At 57.5% G+C, this 25871-nt stretch carries 29 protein-coding genes; 14 read left to right on the top strand and 15 right to left on the bottom strand.

What is annotated here, in order from left to right; translation table 11 throughout:
* Nucleotides 1-168: 168 nt before the first annotated feature.
* On the bottom strand, nt 169-933 hold the full coding sequence (locus J2Y91_RS06930) for a metallophosphoesterase (protein WP_166643146.1): 765 nt from the start codon (nt 931-933) through the stop codon (nt 169-171).
* 110 nt (nt 934-1043) lie between these two features.
* Here J2Y91_RS06930 and J2Y91_RS06935 point away from each other — a divergent pair, with 110 nt between their 5' ends.
* The 8 genes from J2Y91_RS06935 to J2Y91_RS06970 all read left to right on the top strand — a co-directional run bounded on the left by J2Y91_RS06935 (nt 1044) and on the right by J2Y91_RS06970 (nt 10318).
* Nucleotides 1044-2048, top strand: a complete 1005-nt coding sequence (locus J2Y91_RS06935; protein ID WP_133622494.1) for a type IV toxin-antitoxin system AbiEi family antitoxin — start codon at nt 1044-1046, stop codon at nt 2046-2048.
* Nucleotides 2002-2811: a nucleotidyl transferase AbiEii/AbiGii toxin family protein gene (locus J2Y91_RS06940; protein WP_133622493.1), complete on the top strand. Its 810-nt coding sequence runs from the start codon at nt 2002-2004 to the stop codon at nt 2809-2811. Before J2Y91_RS06935 ends, J2Y91_RS06940 begins: the two co-directional genes overlap by 47 nt.
* 136 nt (nt 2812-2947) lie before the next feature.
* Nucleotides 2948-3964: an NADPH-dependent aldehyde reductase Ahr gene (gene ahr / locus J2Y91_RS06945; protein ID WP_133622492.1), complete on the top strand. Its 1017-nt coding sequence runs from the start codon at nt 2948-2950 to the stop codon at nt 3962-3964.
* A gap of 321 nt (nt 3965-4285) precedes the next feature.
* Nucleotides 4286-6460 (top strand): ferric-rhodotorulic acid/ferric-coprogen receptor FhuE, encoded by a 2175-nt coding sequence (fhuE, locus tag J2Y91_RS06950; RefSeq protein WP_253537703.1) that lies wholly within the window; start codon nt 4286-4288, stop codon nt 6458-6460.
* 124 nt (nt 6461-6584) lie between these two features.
* Nucleotides 6585-7652 (top strand): diguanylate cyclase, encoded by a 1068-nt coding sequence (locus J2Y91_RS06955; RefSeq protein ID WP_133622491.1) that lies wholly within the window; start codon nt 6585-6587, stop codon nt 7650-7652.
* A 134-nt stretch (nt 7653-7786) separates the two neighbouring features.
* Nucleotides 7787-8752: a threonine/serine dehydratase gene (locus J2Y91_RS06960; protein WP_133622490.1), complete on the top strand. Its 966-nt coding sequence runs from the start codon at nt 7787-7789 to the stop codon at nt 8750-8752.
* Complete coding sequence (locus J2Y91_RS06965; RefSeq protein ID WP_133622489.1) at nt 8749-9690, top strand: Rossmann-fold NAD(P)-binding domain-containing protein; 942 nt, start codon at nt 8749-8751, stop codon at nt 9688-9690. Before J2Y91_RS06960 ends, J2Y91_RS06965 begins: the two co-directional genes overlap by 4 nt.
* A 1-nt stretch (nt 9691) precedes the next feature.
* The gene (locus tag J2Y91_RS06970) at nt 9692-10318 is read left to right on the top strand and encodes a helix-turn-helix transcriptional regulator (RefSeq protein ID WP_133622488.1); all 627 of its coding nucleotides are present in this window, start codon (nt 9692-9694) and stop codon (nt 10316-10318) included.
* A 201-nt stretch (nt 10319-10519) separates the two neighbouring features.
* Here the strand turns inward: J2Y91_RS06970 and J2Y91_RS06975 are convergent, their stop codons facing one another.
* Nucleotides 10520-10909, bottom strand: coding sequence for a cupin domain-containing protein (locus J2Y91_RS06975; protein ID WP_133622487.1), 390 nt, complete (start codon nt 10907-10909; stop codon nt 10520-10522).
* A 36-nt stretch (nt 10910-10945) separates the two neighbouring features.
* The gene (locus J2Y91_RS06980; protein WP_133622486.1) at nt 10946-12130 is read right to left on the bottom strand and encodes a BaiN/RdsA family NAD(P)/FAD-dependent oxidoreductase; all 1185 of its coding nucleotides are present in this window, start codon (nt 12128-12130) and stop codon (nt 10946-10948) included.
* A 241-nt stretch (nt 12131-12371) separates the two neighbouring features.
* Here J2Y91_RS06980 and pitA point away from each other — a divergent pair, with 241 nt between their 5' ends.
* Nucleotides 12372-13871 (top strand): inorganic phosphate transporter PitA, encoded by a 1500-nt coding sequence (gene pitA / locus J2Y91_RS06985; protein WP_133622485.1) that lies wholly within the window; start codon nt 12372-12374, stop codon nt 13869-13871.
* A gap of 106 nt (nt 13872-13977) precedes the next feature.
* Here pitA and uspB read toward each other — a convergent pair whose 3' ends face one another.
* Together uspB and J2Y91_RS06995 are read right to left on the bottom strand one after the other, a co-directional pair.
* On the bottom strand, nt 13978-14313 hold the full coding sequence (gene uspB / locus J2Y91_RS06990) for a universal stress protein UspB (RefSeq protein WP_048917778.1): 336 nt from the start codon (nt 14311-14313) through the stop codon (nt 13978-13980).
* Nucleotides 14314-14392: 79 nt separating this feature from the next.
* Nucleotides 14393-14569 (bottom strand): hypothetical protein, encoded by a 177-nt coding sequence (locus tag J2Y91_RS06995; RefSeq protein WP_166643145.1) that lies wholly within the window; start codon nt 14567-14569, stop codon nt 14393-14395.
* A gap of 54 nt (nt 14570-14623) precedes the next feature.
* On the opposite strand from J2Y91_RS06995, the gene uspA reads away from it, so the two are divergent.
* On the top strand, nt 14624-15055 hold the full coding sequence (uspA, locus tag J2Y91_RS07000) for a universal stress protein UspA (protein WP_048917779.1): 432 nt from the start codon (nt 14624-14626) through the stop codon (nt 15053-15055).
* Nucleotides 15056-15100: 45 nt separating this feature from the next.
* Here uspA and rsmJ read toward each other — a convergent pair whose 3' ends face one another.
* Entirely contained in the window at nt 15101-15859 is a 759-nt protein-coding gene (gene rsmJ, locus J2Y91_RS07005) for a 16S rRNA (guanine(1516)-N(2))-methyltransferase RsmJ (RefSeq protein ID WP_253537706.1), read from the bottom strand.
* Between the two features lie 5 nt (nt 15860-15864).
* A complete protein-coding gene (prlC, locus tag J2Y91_RS07010) occupies nt 15865-17913 on the bottom strand; it encodes an oligopeptidase A (protein ID WP_253537709.1) in 2049 nt (682 codons plus the stop codon).
* Nucleotides 17914-18102: 189 nt separating this feature from the next.
* Here prlC and J2Y91_RS07015 point away from each other — a divergent pair, with 189 nt between their 5' ends.
* A complete protein-coding gene (locus J2Y91_RS07015; RefSeq protein ID WP_048917782.1) occupies nt 18103-18927 on the top strand; it encodes a CPBP family intramembrane glutamic endopeptidase in 825 nt (274 codons plus the stop codon).
* Nucleotides 18928-19021: 94 nt separating this feature from the next.
* Complete coding sequence (locus J2Y91_RS07020; RefSeq protein WP_048917783.1) at nt 19022-19864, top strand: 23S rRNA (adenine(2030)-N(6))-methyltransferase RlmJ; 843 nt, start codon at nt 19022-19024, stop codon at nt 19862-19864.
* 111 nt (nt 19865-19975) lie between these two features.
* Here J2Y91_RS07020 and rnz read toward each other — a convergent pair whose 3' ends face one another.
* On the bottom strand, nt 19976-20890 hold the full coding sequence (rnz, locus tag J2Y91_RS07025; RefSeq protein WP_133622482.1) for a ribonuclease Z: 915 nt from the start codon (nt 20888-20890) through the stop codon (nt 19976-19978).
* A gap of 143 nt (nt 20891-21033) precedes the next feature.
* Here rnz and gorA point away from each other — a divergent pair, with 143 nt between their 5' ends.
* Nucleotides 21034-22386, top strand: coding sequence for a glutathione-disulfide reductase (gorA, locus tag J2Y91_RS07030; RefSeq protein ID WP_133622481.1), 1353 nt, complete (start codon nt 21034-21036; stop codon nt 22384-22386).
* A 67-nt stretch (nt 22387-22453) separates the two neighbouring features.
* On the opposite strand, the gene J2Y91_RS07035 is transcribed toward gorA, so the two are convergent.
* The 4 genes from J2Y91_RS07035 to J2Y91_RS07050 form a co-directional block, all read right to left on the bottom strand.
* Nucleotides 22454-22696 carry a hypothetical protein gene (locus J2Y91_RS07035; protein WP_133622480.1) on the bottom strand — a complete coding sequence of 81 codons (243 nt, stop codon included), beginning with the start codon at nt 22694-22696 and terminating at the stop codon, nt 22454-22456.
* A 96-nt stretch (nt 22697-22792) separates the two neighbouring features.
* Nucleotides 22793-23074: a type II toxin-antitoxin system RelE/ParE family toxin gene (locus J2Y91_RS07040; RefSeq protein WP_133622479.1), complete on the bottom strand. Its 282-nt coding sequence runs from the start codon at nt 23072-23074 to the stop codon at nt 22793-22795.
* On the bottom strand, nt 23074-23391 hold the full coding sequence (locus J2Y91_RS07045) for a CopG family ribbon-helix-helix protein (protein ID WP_253537712.1): 318 nt from the start codon (nt 23389-23391) through the stop codon (nt 23074-23076). The genes J2Y91_RS07040 and J2Y91_RS07045 overlap by 1 nt, the downstream gene beginning before the upstream one ends.
* A gap of 157 nt (nt 23392-23548) precedes the next feature.
* Complete coding sequence (locus J2Y91_RS07050) at nt 23549-23740, bottom strand: hypothetical protein (RefSeq protein WP_133622478.1); 192 nt, start codon at nt 23738-23740, stop codon at nt 23549-23551.
* Nucleotides 23741-23955: 215 nt separating this feature from the next.
* Between J2Y91_RS07050 and J2Y91_RS07055 the strand changes: the two genes are divergently transcribed.
* Nucleotides 23956-24126 carry a hypothetical protein gene (locus tag J2Y91_RS07055; protein WP_166643144.1) on the top strand — a complete coding sequence of 57 codons (171 nt, stop codon included), beginning with the start codon at nt 23956-23958 and terminating at the stop codon, nt 24124-24126.
* Between the two features lie 48 nt (nt 24127-24174).
* Here J2Y91_RS07055 and J2Y91_RS07060 read toward each other — a convergent pair whose 3' ends face one another.
* Genes J2Y91_RS07060 through J2Y91_RS07070 form a run of 3 tightly spaced genes read right to left on the bottom strand, consistent with a single transcriptional unit; the run spans nt 24175 to nt 25834 of the window.
* Entirely contained in the window at nt 24175-25212 is a 1038-nt protein-coding gene (locus J2Y91_RS07060) for a HipA domain-containing protein (RefSeq protein WP_133622477.1), read from the bottom strand.
* The gene (locus J2Y91_RS07065) at nt 25209-25523 is read right to left on the bottom strand and encodes a HipA N-terminal domain-containing protein (RefSeq protein WP_133622476.1); all 315 of its coding nucleotides are present in this window, start codon (nt 25521-25523) and stop codon (nt 25209-25211) included. Before J2Y91_RS07065 ends, J2Y91_RS07060 begins: the two co-directional genes overlap by 4 nt.
* Nucleotides 25508-25834: a helix-turn-helix domain-containing protein gene (locus J2Y91_RS07070; protein WP_133622475.1), complete on the bottom strand. Its 327-nt coding sequence runs from the start codon at nt 25832-25834 to the stop codon at nt 25508-25510. Before J2Y91_RS07070 ends, J2Y91_RS07065 begins: the two co-directional genes overlap by 16 nt.
* Nucleotides 25835-25871: the final 37 nt, after the last annotated feature.

Consider the following 25871-nt stretch of genomic DNA (forward strand, 5'->3'; position numbering starts at 1 on the left):
GGGCGACCAGAAAGCGGTCGCCCCTTGCAACAGACCCCGAGTATTAATCAACTCCAGGAGTCGACCTTCTTTTTCGGTCGACCCCTTACGAGCCTGGCATGCCCGGTCCCAGCACTGTTCACGATTTATGGAAGTTCATACCGCATGAACAGAATCCGATCGTGAACATCATCTTTTTTCAGTTTCCACCCTAAACGATAAAGCATCAGAGCGGCTCAGCTGGTGCGGGTAGCCAATCAGAAGATTGTTTTTCCCCAGCTCCAACATTCCCAGTCCGTTAAACTTTCCCCTATGCCCCGCGCCAAAATCCAGCCGCAACGAATTCCCCGACCAGATACGTGGCAAGCGCCCTGGTGTATGTCCACTCAGAATGAAATCAATACCGCCGATACGTTGCTGAAAATCACTGCGTTGTCGACGTCGCCCGTACAAGCAGGCATTGATCACCTCCTGCTCCCCGGCAATGAGTCGCGCAAAAAAAACCTCAATCAGGGAGATTTCAGGCGGAACCTCGGCGTGAATGACACAATAAAGTTGCCCCTGAGATCGGATAAGCATGGCATAAGGTAACGGCTCAACGAGCTGGCAATACGCATTTTGTAAGGCCGCTGGCAACTCGAAAAACCAGGCTCCACCCTCCCGGCTCCAGCTTTGCTGTCGCGCCAAGCGTTCATCACCCTGCGCATGATACCAGGCCAGCATCATCTCTTCATGGTTGCCTCGCACAGCATAAAACCAGGGTTGCCTTAACAACTCAATACAGCATGGGCTTTCATCCCCGCGATCGATTAAGTCGCCCACGGCAAACAACCGGTCGCTGGACACATCGAAATTGACCTCTGACAACAACCGCTGTAAAGCTGAATAGCAGCCATGTAAATCACCTATCGCGAAGTCACGACCCTGCTTATTTTCAGCAACCGATGTGAGCATGAATGCCTCCCTGCTGCGGTTAGAAATCAACCCATTGTGGTTGCATAAAAAGAACATTGTTCATAGAATAATTTTGTTCATGCTGCGTGAACAAATTATGGGATGTGAACATGCATGATGAAGCTCAACTACTGGAAAAAGTGCTAACTAATTTGCCAGAAGCACTTAAAATCGAGGATATTCGCTGGAGCCGCAACCTCGATTTTCACGATGGTCGTCTTACGCTGCGAACACCCGATGGCGCCGCCTTCACTTTTCTGTTCACTATCAAGCTAAGGCCGCGCAAAGAGATACTGCAGAAAATGCACAGCATTTTCAGGCAGAACAGCACTCACCCGGCACTGCTGATTTGTGAACGCCTTAGCCCGGCGATGACGCAGTATTGCGAAGAAAATCATATCAATTTTATCGATAGCGGTGGTAATGCCTGCATAGCTTTACCCGCACTATTCTTGCGCATCAGCGGGCGTAAACTCCCCCCCGTTATCAGGGAGCGCCCCCGGATATCAGAGGGGGTAATGAAACTGCTGTTTGTTCTGCTAACACAGCCGGGTTCGATAAATGAAAATTATCGCCAGCTGGCAAGCTATGCAGGGATCTCCCTGGGTATGGTCAGCAAAGCATTTGATTATCTCGAAACTGAGCGCCACTACCGCTCGGGCAAGCAAGGCCGTCGCCTGACCGATCCGGACTGGCTGATGGCGGAATGGATACGTGAATACGCATCAGTACTGCGGCCCAAATTGAAAACACTTCAGCTGGAATGTGATATCAACTGGCGCAGTATTGAACTTGAAGAGGGCGAGTGCTGGGGAGGAGAGCCCGCCGGTTATCTTCTTTCCGACCGCTATCTCAAGCCTGAAATCCTGCAACTTTTTACCCATTCTCCTCTGACAGAGCGGAGAAAAAGCTTACGGCTTAAGCCTCATCCGAGCGGGAAATTCATCTTAACCCAGGCCTTCTGGGGCAAAGATTTTTCGCTCACAGAGCGCGCAAAAACAGTGCTATGCGTGGCTGAACTTATCGCCAGCCGGGACGACCGCAATATCGAAACCGCAGGGCGGATTAATGAAAAACACCTACACATTAGCCAAACCCATCTCTTCGGAAACTGAGGCGCTGCTCCTCCGCATCAATCACGTCTGCCGCACGCTGAAGATCGAGTTTTTTGTTGCCGGTGCGACGGCGCGCGAGGTGATGTTGCTGCACGTTCACGGTCGGAAAAGTGGCCGTCAGACCAATGATATCGATATTGCGGTATACCTGAAAAACTGGGAGCAGTTCACCGCCCTTAAGCAGGCGATGATTGAGCAGGATGCTAAAGAAGTCAGGCATAATGTGCATCGGATGATATGGCACGGCACCGAAATAGACATCATCCCCTTTGGCCCTGTTGCCCAAAACAATAAGGTCGCATGGCCGCCCGACCGGGACATTATCCTGCACGTCGAGGGTTTCCAGGAGGTATGGCAGCATGCCGGGCGGGTTGAGATTGCCGCTGGCAACAGCATCCACTTCACTTCCCTGCCGGGACTGCTGCTGTTGAAACTATTCGCATGGCGTGACAGAGGCAATAGAGACAGCCGGGATGCTGTCGATATTTTCAACATCCTGACGGAGTATTCGCGCATCGAAGACGAGCGCCTTTATGACAATGATGCCTGGTGCGAGCGTGTCGACTGGGTCCCGGAAAGACTCGGGGCGCTACTGGCAGGCAGTGATACGGCCGCGATCGCATCAGCAGAAACATGTCAGGAGTTATTGGCATTAGATAAAGCGCGCTTAACCGATACCATTGTTCGTCAAAATGAAAGCGTCGAAGCGCTAAAGGTAGAAAATATCATTGATGATTTCTGGGACGGTCTGGCCGGAAATTAACGCTGTGATACTGCATTTGCCCACTTTCCCCGCAGTCAGCCCTTCAGATAAACCTTACGTGCGGCGAAACGCCCACTTTCCCGACCAGAGCAGCTACACTTCTCCCCTGATGGAAAACTGAATCTGAGGTAATAACGTGAAAATTAAAAGCTACGCGGCAATGAAAGCAGGCCAGGCTCTGGAACTGTATGAGTATGACGCGGCTGCGCTGAGCGCAGAGGAAGTTGAAGTCGAAGTGGAATACTGCGGCGTCTGCCATTCTGACCTGTCGATGATCGACAACGAATGGGGTATTTCCCAGTACCCCACCATTGCCGGCCACGAAGTGATCGGCCGCGTTTCCGCGCTCGGTGATGCGGCGCAAGACAAAGGCCTGAAGATCGGCCAGCGCGTTGGCATTGGCTGGACGGCAAAAAGCTGCCAGCACTGCGATGCCTGCATCAACGGCGAGCAGGTCAACTGCCAGAACGGCAGCACGCCAACCATCCTCAACCACGGCGGTTTTGCCGAGAAGCTGCGCGCCGACTGGCAGTGGGTGATCCCATTACCGGAAAGCCTGGATGCGGCCAGCGCCGGTCCGCTGCTGTGCGGCGGTATCACCGTGTTTAAACCGCTGCTGATGAGCAACATCACCGCCACCAGCCGCGTCGGTGTTATCGGCATTGGTGGCCTCGGCCACATCGCGATTAAGATCCTGCGCGCCATGGGTGCCGAAGTGGTGGCGTTCAGCTCCACGCCGAATAAAAAGCAGTCGATTCTCGATATGGGCGCCGACGAAGTGGTCAACAGCCGCGATCCGGAAGCGCTGAAGTCCCAGGCGGGCCGCTTCGACCTGATCCTCAGCACCGTTGCCGTTGACCTCGACTGGAAGCCGTACTTCACCGCGCTGGCGCCAAAAGGCAAGTTCCACACCGTGGGTGCCGTGATGAAGCCGATCGAAGTGGGCGCGTTTGACCTGATCATGGGTGATAAAGCCGTAACCGGCTCTTCCACCGGCTCCCCGGGCCAGCTGCGTTCGCTGCTGAAGCTGGCGGCACGCCGCGATATTGCGCCGCACGTCGAGTTCTTCCCGATGTCGAAAATCAACGACGCGCTGGACCACGTCCGCGCCGGGAAAGCCAATTTCCGCGTGGTGCTGAAAGCGGATTTTTAAGACGGTGATGGCGGTGGGCGAGGCATGCCTCGCCCCTACGTAGAGGTCGGGCATACCCGACCTTTTTTATCCCCCTGGCTCCTTCCCCCTGAATAAGTTCCCGCCTTCTGTAATATTTATTTACATCGCAATGCTAAATACATATAGTTCTCATTTGCTTTAACATTACAGGCCAACCGTGGTCTGGATTGCACGCCAGTGGACCTCACCGCGTCATCAGGGATTCAGTGACAAGACGCTACCGCTCAGGGATATTCGGTAAATTTTTCATGTCCGGTGCAGGAAATTAATTAAAACTATCGAGTTATCCGAGGAATTACCGTGCTGTTTTCTCGTCCTGAATTCACTGATAAAACACCCGCTACGCTATTATCCGCTCAGCGCATTTTCACCCCCTCCGTCGCCGCGTTACTGGTGATTTCTGCACTGCATCCGGCACTGGCAGCGGAAACCGCGCAGAGTGAAACGCTGACCGTAGAAGCCAACTCCGCCAGCAGCCCCGCAGCACAGGCCGCAGCGGACTACAGCGTGCCGGTGACGACCGCCGGTACCAAAATGACGCTGGCGCTGCGCGATATCCCGCAGTCGGTCAGCATCATCAGCAAACAGCGAATTCAGGACCAGGCGCTGCACAGCATCGGCGAAGTGCTGAATAACACCACCGGCATCTCCGCCTCGAATATCGACTCCGACCGTGCGAACTACTATTCGCGCGGCTTTCTGATCAACAACTACCTGTTCGACGGCGTTCCGACGGTGGTGCAGGATGTGTGGGACCTCGGCGACGCCCAATCCGACACCGCCATTTACGACCGTATTGAGATCGTGCGCGGCGCTAACGCCCTGTCGCTCGGTTCCGGCAATCCTTCCGCCTCGGTTAACATGGTGCGCAAGCACGCCGACAGCAAAGTGGTCACTGGCAGCCTGTCTGCTGAAACCGGCAGCTGGGACAAGCAGCGCTATGTGGGCGATGTCACCGTGCCGTTGAACGAGTCCGGCAGCGTGCGCGGCCGCGTCATCGGCGGCTATCAGGAAAATGACAGCTGGCTGGATCGCTACCACGCGCGCAAGAAATTCCTCTCTACGCTGATCGATGCCGACCTGAGCGACACCACCACCCTGTCGCTGGGCTGGGATTACCAGGACACCAGCAGCGAAGACCCAAGCTGGGGCGGTATCCCGACCTTCTACAGCAACGGCGAGCGCACTCACTTCGACCGCAGCTTTAATACCGGTGCGGACTGGGCCTATAGCGATAAACAGTCGAATAAGATCTTTGCCACGCTGAAGCAGAGGTTTGATAGCGGCTGGCAGGCGCAGGTCACCGGCAGCCACAGCAAAACCACCTTCGACACCCGCCTGATGTACCCGGACGGTTACCCGGATAAAGCTACCGGCCAGGGCATTACTCTTTACAGCGGCTGGAACAAAGGCCGCCGCACCACCGACAGCGTAGACCTCTACGCTAACGGTCCGTTTGAGCTGCTGGGCCGCAGCCATGAGCTGATGATTGGCGGCAGCTACAGCAAGCAGGACAACACCTTCTTCAACAGCTTTGCAGACCTGTCCGGCGTCAATATTGGTGACTACAGCAGCTGGAACGGCTCTACCGGCGCGACCGACTGGTCAGCCTTTAGTCCCTATCTGGAGGACACCATTCGCCAGAAATCGGTGTATACCGCCGCACGCTTCTCGCTGGCTGACCCGCTGTCACTGCTGGTCGGCGCTCGCTATACCGACTGGAGCGCCAACGGCACCTCCGGCACCAACGACAGCGATAAAATCGCGCCGTATGCGGGCCTGACGTACGATCTCAACGACACCTACTCCGTCTACGCCAGCTATACCAGCATCTTCCAGCCGCAGACGTCACGTAACAGCGAAGCGAAGTACCTCGATCCGGTCAGCGGAAAAAGCTATGAAACCGGCATCAAAGGCGACTGGGCCAACAGCCGTCTGACCGCCACGCTGTCGCTGTTCCGCACCGAGCAGAACGGCCTGGGCGTCAACAGCTACACCTACATCCCGGGCAGCACCGAATACGCTTACGACGCTGTCGATGCGGTCAGCCGCGGCGTGGAATTTGAAGTTAACGGTGCCCTGACCGACAACTGGCAGATGACTTTCGGCGCCTCGCGCTATATTGCCGAGCAGCGCGATGGCACCGCCGTGATGCCGGAGATCCCGCGCACTACCGCCAAACTGTTCACCCGCTATCGCCTGCCGATGCTGCAGGACCTGACCGTGGGCGGCGGCGTCAACTGGCAGAACAAGACCTTTAATAACGTCGCCGGTGGCCCGGCTGGCAGCGACTACATCGATCAAAGCCCGGTGACGCTGGTCAATCTGTTCGGTCGCTACCAGGTGACGAAACAGGTTTCCGTACAGGCCAACGTCAACAACCTGTTCGACAAAGAGTACTACGACTATATGGGCACCTATGTGGTGTATGGCGCGCCGCGTAACTTCTCCGTTTCCGCTCATTACGCGTTTTAATCTGCGTTAAAAATCGGCCAGCCGCGCCCCTGCGGCTGGTTTTTTTTTACATATTAAGAAAAGTCCGATACGTTCTGATAATTTCCGATACACTGCTTTATCGACCCGCCCACATTGCTGATTCATGCACTACTACTCACCCGATGACAGCCAGTTAAAACTGCGCTCAACGCGTTTTATTCGTCGCATGTTCGCCATGCGTCAGCTGGGCACCTTTTTGTGTTTTTTCCCCTTTCAGTCGGTGCTTTCGGAACTGGATCGCAGCACGTGGTTCACTATTTTGCTGTTTATTAATGCCTTTATCTGGCCGTCGGTCGCCTGGCTACTGGCGCACTCCTCACCTGACCCGACTAATACTGAGCGCCACAACTTAACCATTGATGCCGCGTTTGGCGGCGCATGGGTGGCGCTGATGGCCGTCAGCCCGATGCCTTCGCTGATTATCATCGCTGTGCTGGCCTCTGACCGCTATGCGGCCGGCGGCTGGCCCCAGCTTAAACCGGCGATCGTGGCATTTATGCTGACCTTTATCCCACTCTGGGCAGTGCTCGGCCTGCCGCTGCAGCCGACCTTTAGCACGCGTACGGTGTGGCTGACGCTGCCACTGGCAACCTGCTATATGCTGGTGCTGAGTGCGGTGTCGTATCAGCTCACGCTTAGCCTGCGGCGGAAAAACCGCGAGCTGGAACGCATCTCGCTGATGGACCCGAGCCTGAAGATCCCCAACCGCCGCCTGTTTGACCGCCGTCTGGAGAGCGAATACCTGCGCACCCAGCGTGGCGAAGGCCGCGCCTGGCTGATGCTGATCGACGTGGATAATTTCAAGCAGGTCAATGACCGTTTTGGCCACGAAGCGGGGGATTATCTGCTGGCGGAGATCTCACGCCTGCTGCGCAGCGAAGTGGGCACCCGCGATATTCCGGCGCGCTTCGGTGGCGATGAGTTAGGGGTGATTGTGCGCGATGCCGACGATATCACTATCGTGATGCTGGCCGCGGCGCTGAAAGAGAAAATCGCCCGGATCCGCCTGCCCGCCTCTGCTGAATTCCAGTTCTCCGTCAGCATCGGTATTGCCCCGGCCAGTAACGCCGACTCCATCCACCAGTGGCTGCGCCATGCAGACCAGGCGCTGTACAGCGTTAAACGCACCGGCCGCGACGGCATTCACCTGTGGCAGGCTGCAGAAGTGTGATTTCCCTGCATTACACAATAAGCCGATATCCCTTGCCCCCTTACAGCCAGAGGCGCCTGACGCGCGGATAAATGCTGGATCGATGTGTACTAAATGTCTATAGTAGACTTTAAATACACTTACTGGATGCCATCATGCTGACCCTCTCTCAACTCTGCGCCAGCAGCCAGCAGGCGCACACCGCACTGCGTCCTCAGGTAAAAGTGACGCCGCTCGACCGCAGCCACGCGCTCTCCGCGCAGTATCATTGCGAGCTGTTTCTGAAGGGCGAGCATCTGCAGCACACCGGTTCGTTCAAGTTCAGAGGGGCGAGCAATAAGATGCGGCTGCTCTCGCCGCAGCAGTGCGTGCAGGGGGTGATCACCGCGTCATCCGGCAACCACGGCCAGGGCATGGCGCTGGCCGGGGCGATGGCGGGCATACCGGTGACGGTGTTTGCGGCGGCGACCGCCTCTCCGCTCAAGCTGGAAGCCATTGCCTCCTATGGCGCTAAGGTGGTGACGCTGGAGGGCGACGCGCTCAGCGTGGAGCTGGCCGCTGCCAGCAAAGCCGCCGCTGAGGGCATCACCTTTGTCTCCCCGTATAACGACGCACAGGTGATTGCCGGACAGGGCACTATCGCGCTGGAAATGCTCGAGCAGGAAGCGCCGCTGGATGCCGTTTTTGTCGCGGTGGGCGGCGGCGGGCTGATCTCCGGGATTGGCGCGGTGATGAAAACGCTGTCGCCAGAGACGCGCATTATCGGCTGCTGGCCTGCGGCCTCCGTCGCCATGTGCGCCTCCCTCGCGGCGGGCGAAATCGTGGAGCCGCCCGAGCACGACACGCTGTCCGACGGCACCGCCGGTGGCCTGGAGCCTGGCACCATCACCTTCCCGATCTGTCAGCAGGTGGTCGATGAGTGCGTGCAGGTCAGCGAGGAGGAGATCAAAGCCGCGATGAAGACGCTGGCGCGCTATGAGCGCTGGATGGTCGAAGGTGCGGCGGGCGTGGCGATGGCGGCGTTTATGCAGCAGGCAGAAAAATGGCGCGGCAAGCGCGTTGCGGTGATCCTGTGCGGCAAAAACATCACCCTGGAGAAGTTCTGCGGGGCGGTGAAATGAGGATTATTGAGCAGGCGGTGATTGAGGCGCATTACTTTGAGGCCGATGCGCTGGAAAAGCTCAAAGAGGGGTTTCGCGCTTTTTCAGCCGGCCGCGTGCAGCTGCCGCCAGCGCAGCAGTTTCTGTTTGCGCAGGCGGGTGGCGACTGCTGCATTAAATCCGCGTGGGTGGAGGGTTCAGAGAGCTTCTGCGTCAAAGTCTCCAGCGGCTTTTACCGCAACGGCGACCTCGGCCTGCCGGGCAACGACGGGCTGAATATGCTGTTTAGCGCGCAAACCGGGCAGCCGCTGGCCCTGCTAAACGACCACGGCTGGCTGACCGGGATGCGCACCGCGCTGGCCGGAAGGATTGCCGCCGAACTGCTGCTGCCGGAACGGGTTGAGCAGATCGCCATCTTCGGCACCGGGCTACAGGCCGAACTGCAGCTGCGCCAGCTGCTGGACCTGACCGCCTGCCGCGAGGTAATTATCTGGGGGCGCAGTGAGGATGCGCTGGTGCGCATGCGCCAGCAGCTGGCAGACTGCGACATCAACCTCATTACCACGCTGGAAGCCGAACAAGCGGCGCGCGCGGCCTCGATTATCGTCACCGCCACCCCCTCCTCCGTGCCGCTGCTGCGCCGGGAGTGGATCCGGCCGGGGACGCATATTACCGCCGTGGGTGCCGACTCGCCGGGCAAACAGGAGCTGGATGCCGCCATCATTGGCGCTGCCGCCTGCGTGCTGGTCGACTCGCTTACCCAGTGCAGCAGCTATGGCGAGCTCAGCCATCTGCCCGCTGCACAGCGCACGGGAAAAATCATTGAGATTGGCAGCCTGCTGAGCGATAGCACGCAGTATCAGCGTGCAGCGGATGCGATCACCGTCGCCGATCTGACCGGGCTGGGCGTGCAGGACGCGCAGATCTCCGCCAGTATTCTCGCGCAGATGGGGGCCTGAGATGAACCAGCAAAGTACAGCAGCAAGCCAGCAGTTCGCCACGCTGACAGCGATAGCGGACGGTATTGCCGCGCTGTTTTTCCCCATGGTGGAAGTGGCCATCCACGATGTCACCAGCAGTAAAATTGCTTACCTGGCGAATAACCTGTCGAAGCGCAGCATCGGCGACGATGCCGGGCTGGAGCAGCTGACGCTCAACGAGCTCGACACGCTGACCGGGCCTTACGAGCAGCTGAACTGGGACGGGAAGAAGATGCGCTCCGTCAGCATTCGCGCCAGCGTGCCGGGCAGTGCGGGCTACATTTTCTGCATCAACTTCAGTACCGCGATGCTGGAAGATGCGCGCAATGCGCTGGAGACGTTCCTGTCAATGAGCCCGCTGCAGCCCCAGCCTGCGCTGCTGTTTGCGCACGACTGGCGGGAAAAAATTAACACCGCCGTGCATCAGTGGCTGGCCGAGAACCACAGCTCGCTGACGATTCTGACGCGCAGCGACAAGAAAGCGCTGGTGACGGCGCTTTACGCTCAGGGAATATTTAACGTGCGCCACTCGGCCGACTATGTGGCGAACGTGCTGTCGCTGGGAAGGGCAACGGTGTTTAAATATTTGAAGGAGATTAAGGGTTGAGGGGGCGACGATTCTGTTCCTACTCTCAACCGTATCAGGATGGTCTTTCACTGCCCATGGGAAATAAAAAAAGCAGGGCTGATGAAGTTTGGTTTATATGCGGCCCCTCATTACAAAAATCTCACAAACCCAGCGCTGTGGGAGTTTATAGCTTACTCCCACAAAGAGCCGGAGGTCCACAGACTGTGTCAGCTGAACCTGTTAATACTCAGATTCCTCTCCCGGCAGTGGTACAGACAGCGCCATCCCTTTTGCACCTGCATAGAAGATGATGACATCGGTGCTTTGGTCGGTGGTGAATCCCCGGTGGGCAATATCGATGGACTCGTTGAAAGCCTCACCCGCGCTGAATGTCCTGGTATCCCCCGTCGCTTTATCCTCAATGGTCAGGGAACCTGACAGAATATACGCCGTGTTAGGAATGGGGTGGGTATGCCAGGGCAGCTCTGAATGCGCGGGGATGGTCATTTTCATCACCGTAATTTCAAGCTCACCCGAAGGGTAATTTTGCAAAGTCTGGCCATTCCACGCCTGGCCACTTTGAAGCAAGGTTTCGGTAGTGTTTTTATATCCGCTGGAAGAATTTTGCATTTTACCGCCTGAGAAACAGTTAAATCAGATTTCTCATTATAGCGCCTGCGCACACGCCCAGGCTGAGCTCCACGCCCACTGGAAGTTATAGCCGCCTAACCAACCGGTGACGTCAACCACTTCGCCAATAAAGTACAGCCCCGGTACATCACGCGCTTCCATGGTTTTCGACGACAGCTGGCTGGTATCGACGCCGCCGAGCGTGACTTCGGCGGTGCGGTAGCCCTCGGTGCCGTTGGGCTGGATTTTCCACTGGTGCAGCGCGCTGGCCAGTTCCGCCTGCTGGCGGCTATTGAGCTGCTTCAGCGTGCATTCCGGCACCCTCCCCAGCAGCTGCAGGCACTCGACCAGGCGCTTCGGCAGCAGTTTGGCAAGGGTGTTTTTCAGGCTCTGATTGGGGTGCTGCTGGCGCTCTTCATGAATAAAGGCATCGATATTCTGCGCCGGTGAGAGATCAACGCTGACAAATTCGCCCGGCAGCCAGTAGCTGGAGAGCTGCAACACCGCCGGGCCGGAGAGGCCGCGGTGGGTAAACAGCAGCGCTTCTTTAAATACCGTGCCGTCTTCGGCGGTCAGTACCGACGGCACCGAGACGCCGGACAGCGTCTGTAGCTGCTCCAGCAGCGGCTTATGCAGGGTGAACGGCACCAGCCCGGCGCGGGTCGGGAACACCTTCAGGCCAAACTGTTCGGCAATCTTATAGCCAAACGGCGATGCGCCAAGCCCTGGCATCGACAGCCCGCCGCTGGCGATCACCAGCTTTTCCGCCTGCACCTCTGCGCCGTTGAGCTGCAGCGTGTAGCCGCTGTCATCACGCGCGACCGCAAGCACTTCACTACGCAGGCGCAGCGTGACGCTGCCGGCTTCGCACTCTTTCAGCAGCATGTCGACCACCTGCTGCGCTGAGTCGTCGCAGAACAGCTGTCCGAGCGTCTTCTCGTGCCAGGCAATGCCGTGACGGTTAATCAGATCGATAAAATCCCACTGGGTATAGCGCGCCAGAGCGGATTTACAGAAATGCGGGTTATGCGACAGATAGGCCGCTGGCTCGGTATAGAGGTTGGTGAAATTGCAGCGCCCGCCGCCGGACATCAGGATTTTACGCCCGGCTTTTTTGCCGTTATCGATCAGCAGCACGCGCCGCCCGTTCGCGCCCGCCTGAGCCGCGCAGAACAGGCCAGCTGCACCCGCACCAATTACGATAACGTCAAATTTTTCCACCACAGACTCCGCGCCAAACCACAAAAACGCTGATTGTAGAGAGTTGGCGCCTGGGATACCAGCCTGACGCCAAATCGTAGCTGAAACATTTTGTAACCTTATGATTTCACGGTGGTTTCAGGGGTAACAGTCACTCAAATGACACATTAATGTCAAAAAAAGTCTATATTTCCCTTTCCCCAGGCGCGGTTTGTCGCTGATAATGCGCCGCGTTCATGTCCTCCAAAATGGCGTAACGCTTATGCTGCATCTGTTTGCTGGTCTTGATTTACATACCGGCCTGTTCCTGGTTCTTGCTCTGTTGTTCGTACTGGTTTACGAAGCAATCAATGGCTTCCACGATACGGCCAACGCGGTAGCTACCGTGATTTATACCCGTGCAATGCGATCGCAGTTAGCGGTGGTCATGGCCGGGGTATTCAACTTCTTTGGTGTACTGTTGGGCGGCTTAAGCGTGGCTTACGCGATTGTCCATCTGCTACCCACCGACCTCCTGCTTAATGTCGGGTCGGCTCACGGCCTGGCCATGGTCTTCTCCATGCTGCTGGCTGCGATTATCTGGAACCTCGGCACCTGGTATTTCGGGTTACCGGCCTCCAGCTCCCATACCCTGATCGGTGCCATTATTGGTATTGGCCTGACTAACGCGTTGCTGACTGGCACCTCGGTAGTGGATGCGCTCAATATTCCCAAAATGATCGGCATCTTTATGTCGTTGATTATCTCGCCGATCGTTGGCCTGGTGATTGCCGGCGGTCTGGTATTTATCCTGCGCCGTTACTGGAGCGGGAATAAAAAGCGCCAGCGTATCCATATGACTCCGGCAGAGCGCGAGAAGATCGACGGCAAGAAAAAGCCGCCGTTCTGGACGCGTATCGCGCTGATTGTCTCGGCGATTGGCGTCAGCTATTCGCACGGTGCCAATGACGGCCAGAAAGGTATTGGCCTGATTATGCTGGTGCTGATCGGCGTGGCGCCGGCGGGCTTTGTGGTGAATATGAACTCCAGCGGCTATGACATTACGCGTACGCGTGATGCCGTGAACCACCTGGAGCAGTATTATCAGCAGCACGCGGCCTCGCTGACGCACATCATCCAGATGGCGCCGCCAGCGTTACCGACGCCGGAACAGGTGCCTTCCGGCCCGCATGATTTCCACTGCGACGCTGCCCGTGCGCTGCCGGCTATCGAGCGTGTGCAGGGCCTGCTGAACAATCTCAGCAGCTACGATGCGCTGAACGTTGAGCAACGCAGCCAGCTGCGCCGCCTGCTGATGTGCATCTCGGATACCGCTGAGAAAACCGCCAAGCTGCCGGAAACCAAGCCTGACGACAAACGTTTCCTTAATAAGCTGAAGAGCGACCTGCTGAATACCGTTGAGTACGCGCCGGTATGGATCATCCTGGCCGTGGCGCTCGCGCTGTCGCTGGGGACCATGTTCGGCTGGCGTCGCGTTGCCACCACGATCGGTGAGAAGATCGGTAAGAAGGGCATGACTTACGCTCAGGGGATGTCGGCGCAGATGACGGCGGCGGTCTCTATTGGCGTGGCGAGCTATACCGGAATGCCGGTTTCAACCACGCACGTGCTCTCCTCTTCCGTGGCGGGCACCATGCTGGTTGACGGCGGTGGCGTTCAGGGCCGAACCATCAAGAACATCCTGCTGGCGTGGGTGTTCACCCTGCCGGTCTCGATTGTGCTGTCAGGTGGGTTGTACTGGATTGCGCTGAAGCTGATTTGATCGTGTTGCGGGCGGACCGAAAAAGAGGGTCCGCCCCTACAGTAAGAGTCGATGATTTTTTCCGATCGACCCGAAAAGGGCGACCATGTTTAATGGTCGCCCTTTTTTAATGCCAGATGGCCAGGCCAATCAGGCTAATCACCACCAGCCCACACAGGGCGCTGGTCAAAATAAACTGCCCGCGCAGGCGCTGACAGCGACGAATAAACTCATCATCGTGGTGGTCAAGGTAGCGCTGATACCAGATATAGCCAATCAGCCGCACCTGCTTGCCCGGCTGCCCGTGAGACGTGAAGAACCCCGCCCCATCCACATACTGATACAGCAGCGGATCGCAGCCGCGCAGCACCACTAACAGCGCACGCAGCGAAGAGAAATAGCGCGCCATATTCACCACACAAACGACACAAAGAGCCCAGAAAAGCGCGATGGTGCTGATCATGATCCCCTCCCGGACTTTCATCAGGAAATGCGATACGCGACGAGAACGGGATCAACTCCCGCTGGTTCGCCAACCCTTATTATTGAGATGATTGCTGCAGCAGGACGGCGTAACAGCGCTGCTTTCGTTGCCGTCTTTTATCAGTGTAGGAGATCTGCTTAAATTTTTTCCAGCGATGTTTTATTTCGCCGGGGCATTCAGACAAAATTTCATGTTGATCGCCCAGCCAAACCACGTCGGCTGCCACAACATTCATTAACAATTTTCGCTATACTCTGGGACAGGCACTTACGCGAAAAGGAGTATTCATATGGCTTACAAACACATTTTGATTGCTGTCGATCTGTCCCCCGAAAGCAAACTGCTGGTCGACAGAGCGGTATCCATGGCTCGCCCTTACGACGCCAAAGTTTCACTTATCCACGTTGATGTGAATTACTCTGACCTGTATACCGGGCTGATCGACGTCAATCTGGGTGATATGCAGAAGCGTATCTCTGAAGAGACGCACAGCGCGCTGACCGAGCTGTCAAACGGGGCTGGCTACCCGATTGCCGAAACCCTGAGCGGCAGCGGTGACCTCGGCCAGGTGCTGGTCGACGCGATTAAGCAGTATCAGGTGGATTTAGTGGTTTGCGGCCATCATCAGGATTTCTGGAGCAAGCTGATGTCGTCAGCGCGCCAGCTGATCAACACCGTGCACATCGATATGCTGATTGTGCCGCTGCGCGACGAAGAGTAACGCCGGGTGGTAGGGGTCGACCTTCTGTTTCGGTCGACCCGTTGTTTATCCCCCTGGGATGAGGGGGGCATAAATATCGAAACGGTGCCCCTTGGTCACCACCGCGTTCGGCGTGGCGACGTCCGCCAGCGGCGGCGCGTAATCCGGGCGCTTCACCACCACGCGCTTAGTCGCCAGCATCCGCGCCGGCTCCAGCAGGCCATCGGCATCGAGGTCCGGCCCCACCAGCGACTGAAACACCCGCATCTCTTTCTTGACCAGCGCGCTTTTCTGCTTGTGCGGAAACATCGGGTCGAGGTACACCACCTGCGGGCGCGGGGTAATATCGGTTAGCACCGTCAGGCTCGAGGCGTGCAGCAGCGTCAGCCGCTCGCGCAGCCATGGGCCAATCTCCGCATCGGCATAGCCGCGCGCCAGGCCATCATCCAGCAGGGCAGCCACAACCGGATTACGCTCCAGCATGCGCACGCGGCAGCCCACGGCGGCCAGCACAAACGCATCGCGCCCCAGCCCCGCCGTGGCATCCACCACCTCCGGCAGATAGCCGCTCTTGATGCCGACGGCTTTCGCTACCGCTTCACCACGCCCGCCGCCAAACTTACGGCGGTGCGCCATCGCCCCGCCAACGAAATCAACAAAGATGCCGCCGAGCTTTGGCTCATCGCGCTTGCGCAGCTCCAGATGCCCGGCCGTCATCACCAGCGCCATCAGCGCGTTTTCATCATGCACCAGCTGCCAGCGGGCAGCTAAAACAGATAAGGCGCCGTCTCCGGCGCCCGTTTCATCTAACAAACAGATGTTCACTAATCTCAGCCCTGCTCGGTAATACCGTAGTGTGCCAGCATCGCATCCAGCTGCGGCTCGCGGCCGCGGAAGCGGCGGAACAGCGCCATTGGCTCTTCGGAACCGCCGCGCGTCAGAATGTTGTCGAGGAACGACTGGCCGGTTTCACGGTTGAAGATCCCCTCCTCTTCGAAGCGTGAATAGGCGTCTGCCGCCAGCACGTCGGCCCACAGATAGCTGTAGTAACCCGCCGCGTAGCCGCCGGCGAAGATATGGCTGAAGGCGTGCGGGAAGCGGCCCCACTCTGGCCCAGGCATCACCGCCACCCGCTTTTTGATCTCTTTCAGCATCGGCAGGATCTGCGCGCCTTTCGCCGGGTCAAACTCGGCGTGCAGGCGGAAGTCGAACAGGCCAAACTCCAGCTGACGCAGGATAAACAGCGCCGCCTGGTAGTTCTTCGCCGCCAGCATTTTGTCCAGCAGCTCGCGCGGCAGCGGCTCGTTAGTCTCGTAATGGCCGGAGATAAACGCCAGCGCTTCCGGCTCCCAGCACCAGTTTTCCATAAACTGGCTTGGCAGCTCGACCGCATCCCACGGCACGCCGCTGATGCCGGAGACGCCCGGCGTTTCAATGCGCGTCAGCATATGGTGCAGACCGTGGCCAAACTCGTGGAACAGCGTGGTCACTTCGTTGTGGGTAAACAGCGCAGGCTTGCCGCTCACCGGACGGTTAAAGTTACAGGTCAGGTAGGCAACCGGCTTCTGCAAGGTACCGTCGGCTTTACGCATCTGGCCCACGCAGTCATCCATCCACGCCCCGCCGCGCTTGTTCTCGCGCGCATACAGGTCGAGGTAGAAGCTGCCGCGCAGCTCGCCGCTTTCGTCAAACAGGTCGAAGAAGCGCACGTCCGGGTGATAAACGTCCACATCGCTGCGCTCTTTAGCGGTAATGCCGTAGATGCGCTTCACCACTTCAAACAGGCCGTTCAGCGCGCGCTGTGCCGGGAAGTACGGGCGCAGCTGCTCGTCGCTGATGGAGTAGAGATGCTGCTTCTGCTTCTCGCCGTAATAGGTCAGGTCCCACGGCTGCAGGTCGTCGACGCCGTGCTCTTTTTTGGCAAAGGCGCGCAGCTGGGCCAGCTCCTGCTCCGCCTGCGGGCGGGCGCGCTTTGCCAGATCGGTCAGGAAGTCGGTGACCTGCGCCGGGCTTTCGGCCATTTTGGTCGCCAGCGATTTATCGGCATAGGAGTCGAAGCCCAGCAGCTGGGCGAGTTCGTGGCGCAGCGCCAGCTCTTCCGCCATCACCTCGCTGTTGTCCCACTTCCCGGCGTTTGGCCCCTGGTCGGAGGCGCGGGTTGAGTAGGCGCGATACATCTCTTCGCGCAGCGCCTGGTTATCGCAGTAGGTCATCACCGGCAGGTAGCTCGGGATATCCAGCGTCAGCAGCCAGCCCTCCTGCTCTTTCGCTTCGGCCTGCGCTTTGGCCGCGGCCAGCGCGCTTTCCGGCATGCCGGACAGTTCGCTCTCATCGGTAATCAACTTGCTCCAGCCCATGGTGGCGTCGAGCACGTTGTTGCTGTAGGTCGAACCCAGTTCGGACAGGCGCGCGGCGATCTCACCGTAGCGCTGCTGCTTCTCTTTCGACAGGCCAATGCCGGACAGCTCGAAGTCGCGCAGCGCGTTATCCACCGCTTTCTTTTGCGCAGTATCCAGCGCGGCAAAGTTTGCGCCCGCTTTCAGGTCGCGATACGCCTGATACAGCCCTTCATGCTGGCCAACCCAGGTGCTGTACTCGGACAGCAGCGGCAGCGTCTGCTCATAGGCCTGACGCAGTTCCGGGCTGTTTTTCACCGAGTTCAGGTGGCTGACCGGGGAGAACAGGCGGCTTAAACGGTCGTCGACTTCCGCCAGCGGCTGCACCAGATTATCCCAGCTGTACGGCGCGCCCTGCGCCACCACTTTTTCCACCGCGGCGCGGCACTCATCCAGCGCCTGAGTCACGGCGGGCACCACATGTTCAGGTTTGATGGCGGAGAAAGGGGGGAGCATAAAGGCAGAGAGTAACGGATTGGTCATAGCGCAGTCCTTTAATCGTTGTATGGGCAATCTGGTTAACATGAGGGTAACGGGTGAGAAAATCAATGGCGGGCCACGCAGACGCCCTGTTTCTGACCGCACTTTCCGCTTTGCCTCACTGCGTGACACATTGCATACTCCCCGGCGTTAATACGCCGTATTACTTCGTTACAAACAGGGAGTGTCTCTATGTGGTACGTACTGGCAGCATCGCTACTGTTCCTGCCGTTTTATCATCGCAGCGCACTGGTGCTGCTGGCCATCGCGCTGGGCCTTGCCATCTTTGAACAGGTGTTAATGCCACCGGCTATTGTGGCGCTGATCGTCATTGGCTTTGTTGCTGTCTATTCCGGTACGCACAAGCAGCCTTCTGCGTTCTCCCTACCGGGGGAGATTATTCTGGTGGTCAGCGCCTTTGCGCTGATGCTGCATACGATTCCGGGCTTCAACAATCAGCTGATCGAATCCGGGGTGCGCGCCGGGCCACAGAGCGCACCGTTTACCTTCTATTACAACCTCGACAAGGCGCTGGTGCCGTTTATCCTGCTGGCCTGCCTGCCGACCCTGCTTAAGCGGCCTTCGAAGCCACCTGCCAACGGGCTGTGGTGGCTGGTGCTGTTAATGTCAATGCCGCTGCTGCTGCTGCTGGCCACCTTTGCCGGGGGACTGAAGGTGGAACCGCACCTGCCCGAGTGGCTGGGTTCTTTTATGCTGGCCAATCTGTTTTTTGTCTCACTGGCGGAAGAAGCGCTGTTTCGCGGTTATATCCAGCAGCGGCTAAGCCAGCTGCTGGGCGACAAGCGTGCGCTGTTTATCGCCGCGCTGCTGTTCGGTTCGGTGCACTTCTCCGGCGGGCTGCTGCTGGTGTTCTTCGCCACGCTGGCCGGGCTGATCTACGGGCTGGCCTGGCTGTGGAGCGGGCGGCTGTGGGTCTCTACCCTGGTGCATTTCAGCTTTAATCTGCTGCACCTGCTGTTCTTTACTTACCCAATGTGGCAACGAATCCCTGCCTGATCGCGCTTTTTTAACCCGTTTTCGCTATAATCACCGCAACCTGTGCCGCCCACTGGCGGCACGCTCGCTTTTACCTTCCCGGATTTCCTAATACATGCTCAGTTATCGCCACAGTTTCCATGCAGGCAACCATGCCGACGTTCTCAAACACACCGTGCAGAGCCTGATCCTCAGCTCACTGAATGAGAAGGATAAACCCTATCTCTACCTCGACACCCACGCCGGTGCCGGGCGCTATCTGCTGAGCGGCGAGCACGCTGAACGTACCGGAGAGTATCTGGAGGGCATTGCGCGTATCTGGCAGCAGGACGACCTGCCGACCGAGCTGGAGCCGTATATCAGCGTGGTGAAAAACTACAACCCGGGCGGCAAGCTGCGTTATTACCCTGGCTCACCGCTGATCGCCCGCCATCTGCTGCGCGAGTACGACCAGCTGCAGCTGACCGAGCTGCACTCCAGCGACTTCCCAATGCTGCGCAATGAGTTCCAGAAGGATGACCGGGCGCGCCTGGCGCGTGCCGACGGCTATCAGCAGTTGAAATCCAAGCTGCCACCGCTGTCGCGCCGTGGTCTGATCCTGATCGACCCACCGTACGAAATGAAAAGTGACTATCAGGCCGTGGTGCAGGGGATTCAGGAAGGCTATAAGCGTTTCGGCACGGGTGTCTATGCGCTGTGGTATCCGGTGGTGCTGCGCCAGCAGATCAAACGTATGTTTAACGAGCTGCAGGCCACCGGCATTCGCCGTATTTTGCAGATCGAGCTGGGCGTGCGTCCGGACAGCGACCGTTTCGGCATGACCGCATCGGGGATGGTGGTGATTAACCCACCGTGGAAGCTGGAGCAGCAGATGAACAACGTGCTGCCGTGGCTGCAGAAAGTGCTGGTACCGTCAGGCACCGGCCACCATAAAGTCAGCTGGATTGTGCCGGAATAACGTTATCGCCCGCGGTTAATCTCCCACCCGATCGCGTAGGGGCGAGGCATGCCTCGCCCAGGGTCGGGCATGCCCGCCCCCTACAGCTGAAGTGCGAGGCATGCCCGCCCCCTACAGCGGAAATATCGCGAAATCATGCGCCATCTCGGTGGCGGCAAATACCGCCCGACACTCTGCCAGCAGGCGCTCGCAGTCATGGCGTAAATAGCGCGAGCTAAGGTGCGTGATAATCAGCCGCTTTGCGCCACTCTCCTGCGCCACTTTCGCCGCCTGTGCGGTGGTGGAGTGCCCACGGCTGTTGGCTTTCTCTTCCATTGCAATTTCCAGCGTCGCCTCATGCACCATCACATCGACATCCGCCGCCAGCTGCTGCGCCGCCGCCGTGGGTGCCGTATCACCGAAAATCGCCAGGCTGCGCCCCCTGATCGGCTCACCGACATAATCCCAGCCGTTTATCGTGCGGCCATCGTCCAGCGTTACGCTGCGGCCATGCTTCAGGTCATAGAAGTATGGCCCGGCAGGCACGCCGTGCGCCGCCAGCCTGGCCGCATCCAGCGCGCCCGGCTTGTCGTGCTCGTCGATACGGTAGCCGTAGCACTCCACCGGATGCGTCATCGGGTAAGCCGTCACGCGAAAATGCGCGTCATTGCACACCTCCCCCGCACCTATTTCCACGATCTCCAGCGGGAAGGTGACCCACGAACCGCTTAATGACAGAGTGGTTTCAACAAAGGTTTTCATCCCCACCGGGCCGTATAGGGTCAGCGGTTCGAGTGAGCCATTCATCGATCGGCTGGTCAGCAGTCCCGGCAGGCCGAAGATGTGATCGCCGTGCAGATGAGTAATGAAGATCTTCTCGATCCTGCCGGGCTTGATTGGCGTACGCAGGATCTGATGCTGGGTGCCCTCGCCACAGTCAAATAGCCAGGTGGCGTTACGCACCCCCTGTAAATCCAGCGCGATGCTGGTGACGTTGCGCTCGCGGCTCGGCGTGCCGGCCCCGGTGCCTAAAAACTGCAAATGCATAACTGTCATCCTTAAGCGAAAAGTGACAATGATAATCGGTATGAGGCTATCACAATCATAGACGCAACCTTTGCGGCTTTTCACCTTGTAGCGTTACACTCTACGCCAGCTGATTTAACTCACTTACTGAACTGGAAGACTCGATGACCAAACATTATGACTACCTTGCCATCGGCGGCGGCAGCGGCGGTATCGCCTCCATTAACCGTGCGGCCATGTACGGACAGAAGTGTGCACTGATTGAAGCAAAAGAGCTCGGCGGCACCTGCGTGAACGTCGGTTGCGTTCCGAAGAAAGTCATGTGGCACGCGGCGCAGATCGCCGAAGCTATCCACAACTACGGCCCGGACTACGGCTTTGATACCACCGTAAACCAGTTCAACTGGGACGTGCTGGTGAAAAACCGCAGCGCCTATATCGACCGTATCCACAGCTCGTACGACAATGTGCTGGGCAAAAATAACGTCGACGTGATCAAAGGCTACGCGCGCTTTGTCGATGCGCACACCGTCGAAGTGAACGGCGAGAAGATTACCGCCGACCATATTCTGATCGCCACCGGCGGCCGCCCGAGCCAGCCGACCATTCCCGGCGCGGAATACGGCATTAACTCTGACGGCTTCTTTGAGCTGCAGGCGCTGCCAAAACGTACCGCCGTCGTCGGTGCAGGCTATATCGCCGTCGAAATTGCTGGCGTGGTCAACGCGCTGGGGTCTGAAACGCACCTGTTCGTGCGCAAACACGCGCCGCTGCGCAGCTTCGATCCGCTGATCGTCGACACGCTGGTGGAAGTCATGAATACCGAAGGTCCGACGCTGCACACCGAATCGATCCCGAAAGCGGTAGTGAAAAATGCCGACGGCAGCCTGACCTTACAGCTGGAAAACGGTAAAGAGCAGACCGTGGACTGCCTGGTGTGGGCGATTGGCCGTGAGCCGATGACCGACAATCTGAACCTTGATGTGACCGGCGTGAAACTGAACGAAAAGGGTTACATCAGCGTCGATAAATACCAGAACACCAATGTAAAAGGGATTTACGCGGTGGGTGATAACACCGGCGCCGTCGAGCTGACCCCGGTGGCGGTCGCCGCCGGTCGTCGCCTCTCCGAGCGCCTGTTTAACAACAAGCCGGACGAGCATCTGGACTACAGCAACGTGCCCACCGTGGTGTTCAGCCACCCGCCAATCGGCACGGTCGGCCTGAGCGAGCCGGAAGCGCGTGAGAAGTTTGGTGATGACCAGGTGAAAGTGTACAAATCGGCGTTTACCGCCATGTACACCGCCGTTACCCAGCATCGCCAGCCGTGCCGCATGAAGCTGGTGTGCGTCGGTGCCGATGAGAAGATTGTCGGCATCCACGGCATCGGCTACGGCATGGACGAGATGCTGCAGGGCTTCGCGGTGGCGCTGAAGATGGGCGCTACCAAGAAGGACTTCGACAACACCGTGGCGATCCACCCGACCGGTGCCGAAGAGTTCGTGACGATGCGCTAAGTAGACGCTGAAATACTAAAAGCCAGCAGGGTCCTGCTGGCTTTTTTGATCGCGACCCAGCGCCTCTTCAGCTGCGGCTGGCACAGCCGCATTTATGCAGCGCACCGTGGGCCACGCGGCTGAGGTGCGAGTGGCGAACCTGGAGCTCGCCCTGACTCCATGCGCCATTTTCATCGGCGCGATCGTCCAGCAGGCGGTTCAGCGCCTCGGCGATTTGTAGTTCGCAGCGCGCGTACGTTTCAGATAGGTCATCATCGCCTGGTACGCCAGCTCGCGGTCGTAGCGCGTGCTGGCGGATGTGTGATCGCACAGCGGGCGGACCGAAAAAGAGGGTCCGCCCCTACATAGACTACGATAGCTGGTCCAGGGGTCGACTTGTGTTCAGGTCGACCCGATAGCGAGCACATCATCGAAACGTTAACGCTGCTCCCTGCCAGAACCGCAAAATCAGGATCGTGCTGCCCTGTATTTCATAGCGCAATTCATAATGTCCCAGAATTAAATGCCGTACTTCTCTTGGCTCATAGTCCGTCAACGCCGCACCGCTACGCGGCCAGGTAATGAGGTTTACAGGCGCAGCGACCAGGGTTTGTATCGCGGCGGCGGCAGCTACCGGGTCAACCTTTGCCAGAAAGCGATAAACGCGTTCTACATCTTCGATGGCTGGTTCCGTCCAGACAAAATGCATTACTTACGTCCAGCTTTTGGCAGCGCCAGCGGCGAGTCCGTACTTAAGCTATTTGCCCATTTCATCACGTCATCATGGGCAACGACACGCCCCTCATCTACCGCAGCCAGCGCTTCCAGCGTCATCTGATGGCGCCGCTCTTCCTGATCGATCATGGCTTGTATTGCCTGCTTCACCACCCCCCCCCTGGAACGATCATAGCTCGTCGCCAGCAGGTCCAGCTTTTCTGCCATTTCAATCGATAGATGCGCAGTAACGACGCGTGTGTTTGATTGCCCCATAACAGATGCCTCATAAAACGATTCAATTTTAATCATCCTGATTTAGTTAGCCAGTCAAGCCCCAAAAGCGACGGCTGGGTTTATGTCGTGTCTTATAGGCCACAGACGCTGTTTGAACTCCGTTCTGCCATTGAGTTAAACGAGGCAGCTCGCAAATAAGCGTAGGGGTCAGGCACGCCTGACCCGCCTGGTCTTACCCTTCCAGCCGACTTAACCGCACATCATTGAAACGGCTATTTAGCACCTGCAAACGCTCAAGCAGGATCCAGTTGAGCGTATCGCGTACGATGGGATCTACCAGTTCACTGATTGCCCAGGTCAATGCATAACACTGATCGCACAGCTCCGGCGTTTCAATTTCATTGATATCAAGCTGTTCAAACATGCGAGATCTCCTGTGCTGATGAAAAGGGGATCTGCAATTCAAAACGAGTTTGGGTACACTTGTTCACAGCCATAGCGTTAGCTCCTTAACGTATTGGTCAGACGCCTCGTCAGTGTTAGCGCACTGCCGGGGCGTTGTTTTTACAACTCCGGTTGTAATCAGGTATTACATACGTTGTAATTACAACACCTCCATGATGAAATTATGTAATTACAATGTCAACCGAGAAACCAAAAACCGATCAGTACCAAATCCGCATATCGCACGAATTGCGCCGTCAGCTTGAGGATGAGATGAAGAAGGATGGGGATACATCGCTGGCAACGTGGATTAAACGCGTGTTGCGCAAGGAACTTCAGGCCCGTGGGATCGAGCCAAAAGCCTGAAGAGTATTGAGTAAGGTGTGTAGGGGTCAGGCACGCCTGACCCGCTACTTACAGCGCTGGCTCATCCACTATTTGCAGGCGGCTCAGGCGTTGGCGATAACACTGCAACACGGCGGCCACCGCTTCTGGCTGCATAAATGATTGGTTATAGGTCGTTTCCACCTGCTGCTGCTCTTTCAGCAAGTTAGCGAGCAGTGCAACCACCAGCTTGCGGCTCAGCCCCATAATCAGCCCGAGCGTCAGGAAATCCATCCCGAGATACTCTCCATACTGGGTGGTGAATCCAGCCGCCAGCTCTCTGCCGCCCTCTTCACAGGCCAACAGAGGCAGTGCCAGATAGCTGCTTTGAAAATAAGCAGAGAAAGGCGCCACCGAGACAAAATCATAAAGAGGCGACAACTGTGGCGCAGCGCCACGCGGATGCAGCAGGCCAAAGTTGCGCAGATGCATATCGTTATTGCCCAGTAGATAAGCATAAATAATGCGCCGCAGCAGGTCGATTTTAAACGCCAGGTTATCGTTGACGTGCTGAATGAGGAACTGCGCGATCTGCTGATAGCTTACCCACGGAAGACCGTCATCGCGGTATTTCCCGTACTTTTCACCGACGTTCATCGCCGCATCCAGCGGCTCCTGATGCAGTGCATGACCCTCTCTGTCGCGATCAAAACGACGGATAACGAAAGCATATTCAATATCATAATCCGGGTGTTCAGGCCGGAAGGGCAGCAGTCCGTGCGCAGGTACGTCGAATCCGAGGCGTGCCATCAAGGTCATGGTGGCATGCTCATTTTCAGCCAGATGGGGAAACTCAACGGGTGATGGCTTAAGGATGTAGTCGCCCTGATAGCCCACCACGGCAAAGTCGCGCTGCCGCAATACCAGCTGCAGTTTCGGCTGGTAACCCGAGATACTCATACCCCGCTGCTGCTGCGGCAACTGCTGTACGAACTGCGTCCGGGTAAAGCCCAGATAGGGCTCAACGCGCGCGCTCCCTGTCAGTTTTTTCATCCCCCTGGTTGAATAGCCTGAGGTCTGTTCTGCCTCCGACTCCAGCCGGGTCAGCAGGATTCGACACCGATTCATGATGTTTCCTCAGCGCTGATGCGTACCGCGCCAATCAGGTTCTCACCGTTATGCAGCAGCATGCCGAGCAGATCCTGCTCATCAATTTTTTGTAGCTGGCTGTAGCGCATTTTCAGCCAGCCCTCCGGGGCCAAAGAAACAAAAAACGGGTGCAGCGTGGCGCTGGGGAATCTTCCTTTACTTACCGGCAGGCTGAGTGACAGTGCCGGGCCAAAATAATCCGGACGATAGGCAAACAGGTAGCCGTTGTCTTCCTGAGAAAGCACGCCGACGGCCTCATCGTACAGCCACACCGTTAAACGACGGCGCACAGTGACACTCCCAGCGCAGCAGCTACCGCATAGACACTGCCAAACTTCACTTGCTCAGGATCTTTGAACAGGCGCTTGAGAGTCGAGGCTGAGATCCCGGTTTGCAACTCCAGCGTAGCAATATCCAGGCCCAGCGCTTTACGCCTCTCATTCAGCTGCGCTCCCAGCGCCGCAAGCGATGTAATTTTATGCTGAGCCAGCTGCGAAAGCTGATCCTGCTCTGCCTGCTGCAACTCCTGTTTAAGCTCATTGAGCTGCGTGGCGATGGTTTGCAGCTTCAAGGAGATAACAAAGGGTTTCTCATGGCTCATATTTGACCCTTAAAAATTGAAGACTTAATAATATATC

The organism is Erwinia aphidicola, assembly GCF_024169515.1.
GTDB classification, from domain to species: domain Bacteria; phylum Pseudomonadota; class Gammaproteobacteria; order Enterobacterales; family Enterobacteriaceae; genus Erwinia; species Erwinia aphidicola.

Bases quoted from the DNA above. Each gene is read 5' to 3' on its own strand.
- J2Y91_RS07060 (WP_133622477.1), bottom strand. From the start codon at position 25,212: ATGAATCGGTGTCGAATCCTGCTGACCCGGCTGGAGTCGGAGGCAGAA.
- J2Y91_RS07045 (WP_253537712.1), bottom strand. From the start codon at position 23,391: ATGATTAAAATTGAATCGTTTTATGAGGCATCTGTTATGGGGCAATCA.
- uspB (WP_048917778.1), bottom strand. From the start codon at position 14,313: ATGATCAGCACCATCGCGCTTTTCTGGGCTCTTTGTGTCGTTTGTGTG.
- gorA (WP_133622481.1), top strand. From the start codon at position 21,034: ATGACCAAACATTATGACTACCTTGCCATCGGCGGCGGCAGCGGCGGT.
- J2Y91_RS06960 (WP_133622490.1), top strand. From the start codon at position 7,787: ATGCTGACCCTCTCTCAACTCTGCGCCAGCAGCCAGCAGGCGCACACC.
- J2Y91_RS07050 (WP_133622478.1), bottom strand. From the start codon at position 23,740: ATGTTTGAACAGCTTGATATCAATGAAATTGAAACGCCGGAGCTGTGC.
- J2Y91_RS06955 (WP_133622491.1), top strand. From the start codon at position 6,585: ATGCACTACTACTCACCCGATGACAGCCAGTTAAAACTGCGCTCAACG.
- J2Y91_RS07070 (WP_133622475.1), bottom strand. From the start codon at position 25,834: ATGAGCCATGAGAAACCCTTTGTTATCTCCTTGAAGCTGCAAACCATC.
- rnz (WP_133622482.1), bottom strand. From the start codon at position 20,890: ATGCATTTGCAGTTTTTAGGCACCGGGGCCGGCACGCCGAGCCGCGAG.
- J2Y91_RS07015 (WP_048917782.1), top strand. From the start codon at position 18,103: ATGTGGTACGTACTGGCAGCATCGCTACTGTTCCTGCCGTTTTATCAT.
- J2Y91_RS07055 (WP_166643144.1), top strand. From the start codon at position 23,956: ATGTCAACCGAGAAACCAAAAACCGATCAGTACCAAATCCGCATATCG.
- J2Y91_RS06935 (WP_133622494.1), top strand. From the start codon at position 1,044: ATGCATGATGAAGCTCAACTACTGGAAAAAGTGCTAACTAATTTGCCA.
- J2Y91_RS06965 (WP_133622489.1), top strand. From the start codon at position 8,749: ATGAGGATTATTGAGCAGGCGGTGATTGAGGCGCATTACTTTGAGGCC.
- J2Y91_RS06970 (WP_133622488.1), top strand. From the start codon at position 9,692: ATGAACCAGCAAAGTACAGCAGCAAGCCAGCAGTTCGCCACGCTGACA.
- pitA (WP_133622485.1), top strand. From the start codon at position 12,372: ATGCTGCATCTGTTTGCTGGTCTTGATTTACATACCGGCCTGTTCCTG.
- prlC (WP_253537709.1), bottom strand. From the start codon at position 17,913: ATGACCAATCCGTTACTCTCTGCCTTTATGCTCCCCCCTTTCTCCGCC.
- J2Y91_RS07020 (WP_048917783.1), top strand. From the start codon at position 19,022: ATGCTCAGTTATCGCCACAGTTTCCATGCAGGCAACCATGCCGACGTT.
- uspA (WP_048917779.1), top strand. From the start codon at position 14,624: ATGGCTTACAAACACATTTTGATTGCTGTCGATCTGTCCCCCGAAAGC.
- J2Y91_RS06930 (WP_166643146.1), bottom strand. From the start codon at position 933: ATGCTCACATCGGTTGCTGAAAATAAGCAGGGTCGTGACTTCGCGATA.
- J2Y91_RS06975 (WP_133622487.1), bottom strand. From the start codon at position 10,909: ATGCAAAATTCTTCCAGCGGATATAAAAACACTACCGAAACCTTGCTT.
- J2Y91_RS06995 (WP_166643145.1), bottom strand. From the start codon at position 14,569: ATGAATGTTGTGGCAGCCGACGTGGTTTGGCTGGGCGATCAACATGAA.
- J2Y91_RS06940 (WP_133622493.1), top strand. From the start codon at position 2,002: ATGAAAAACACCTACACATTAGCCAAACCCATCTCTTCGGAAACTGAG.
- J2Y91_RS07040 (WP_133622479.1), bottom strand. From the start codon at position 23,074: ATGCATTTTGTCTGGACGGAACCAGCCATCGAAGATGTAGAACGCGTT.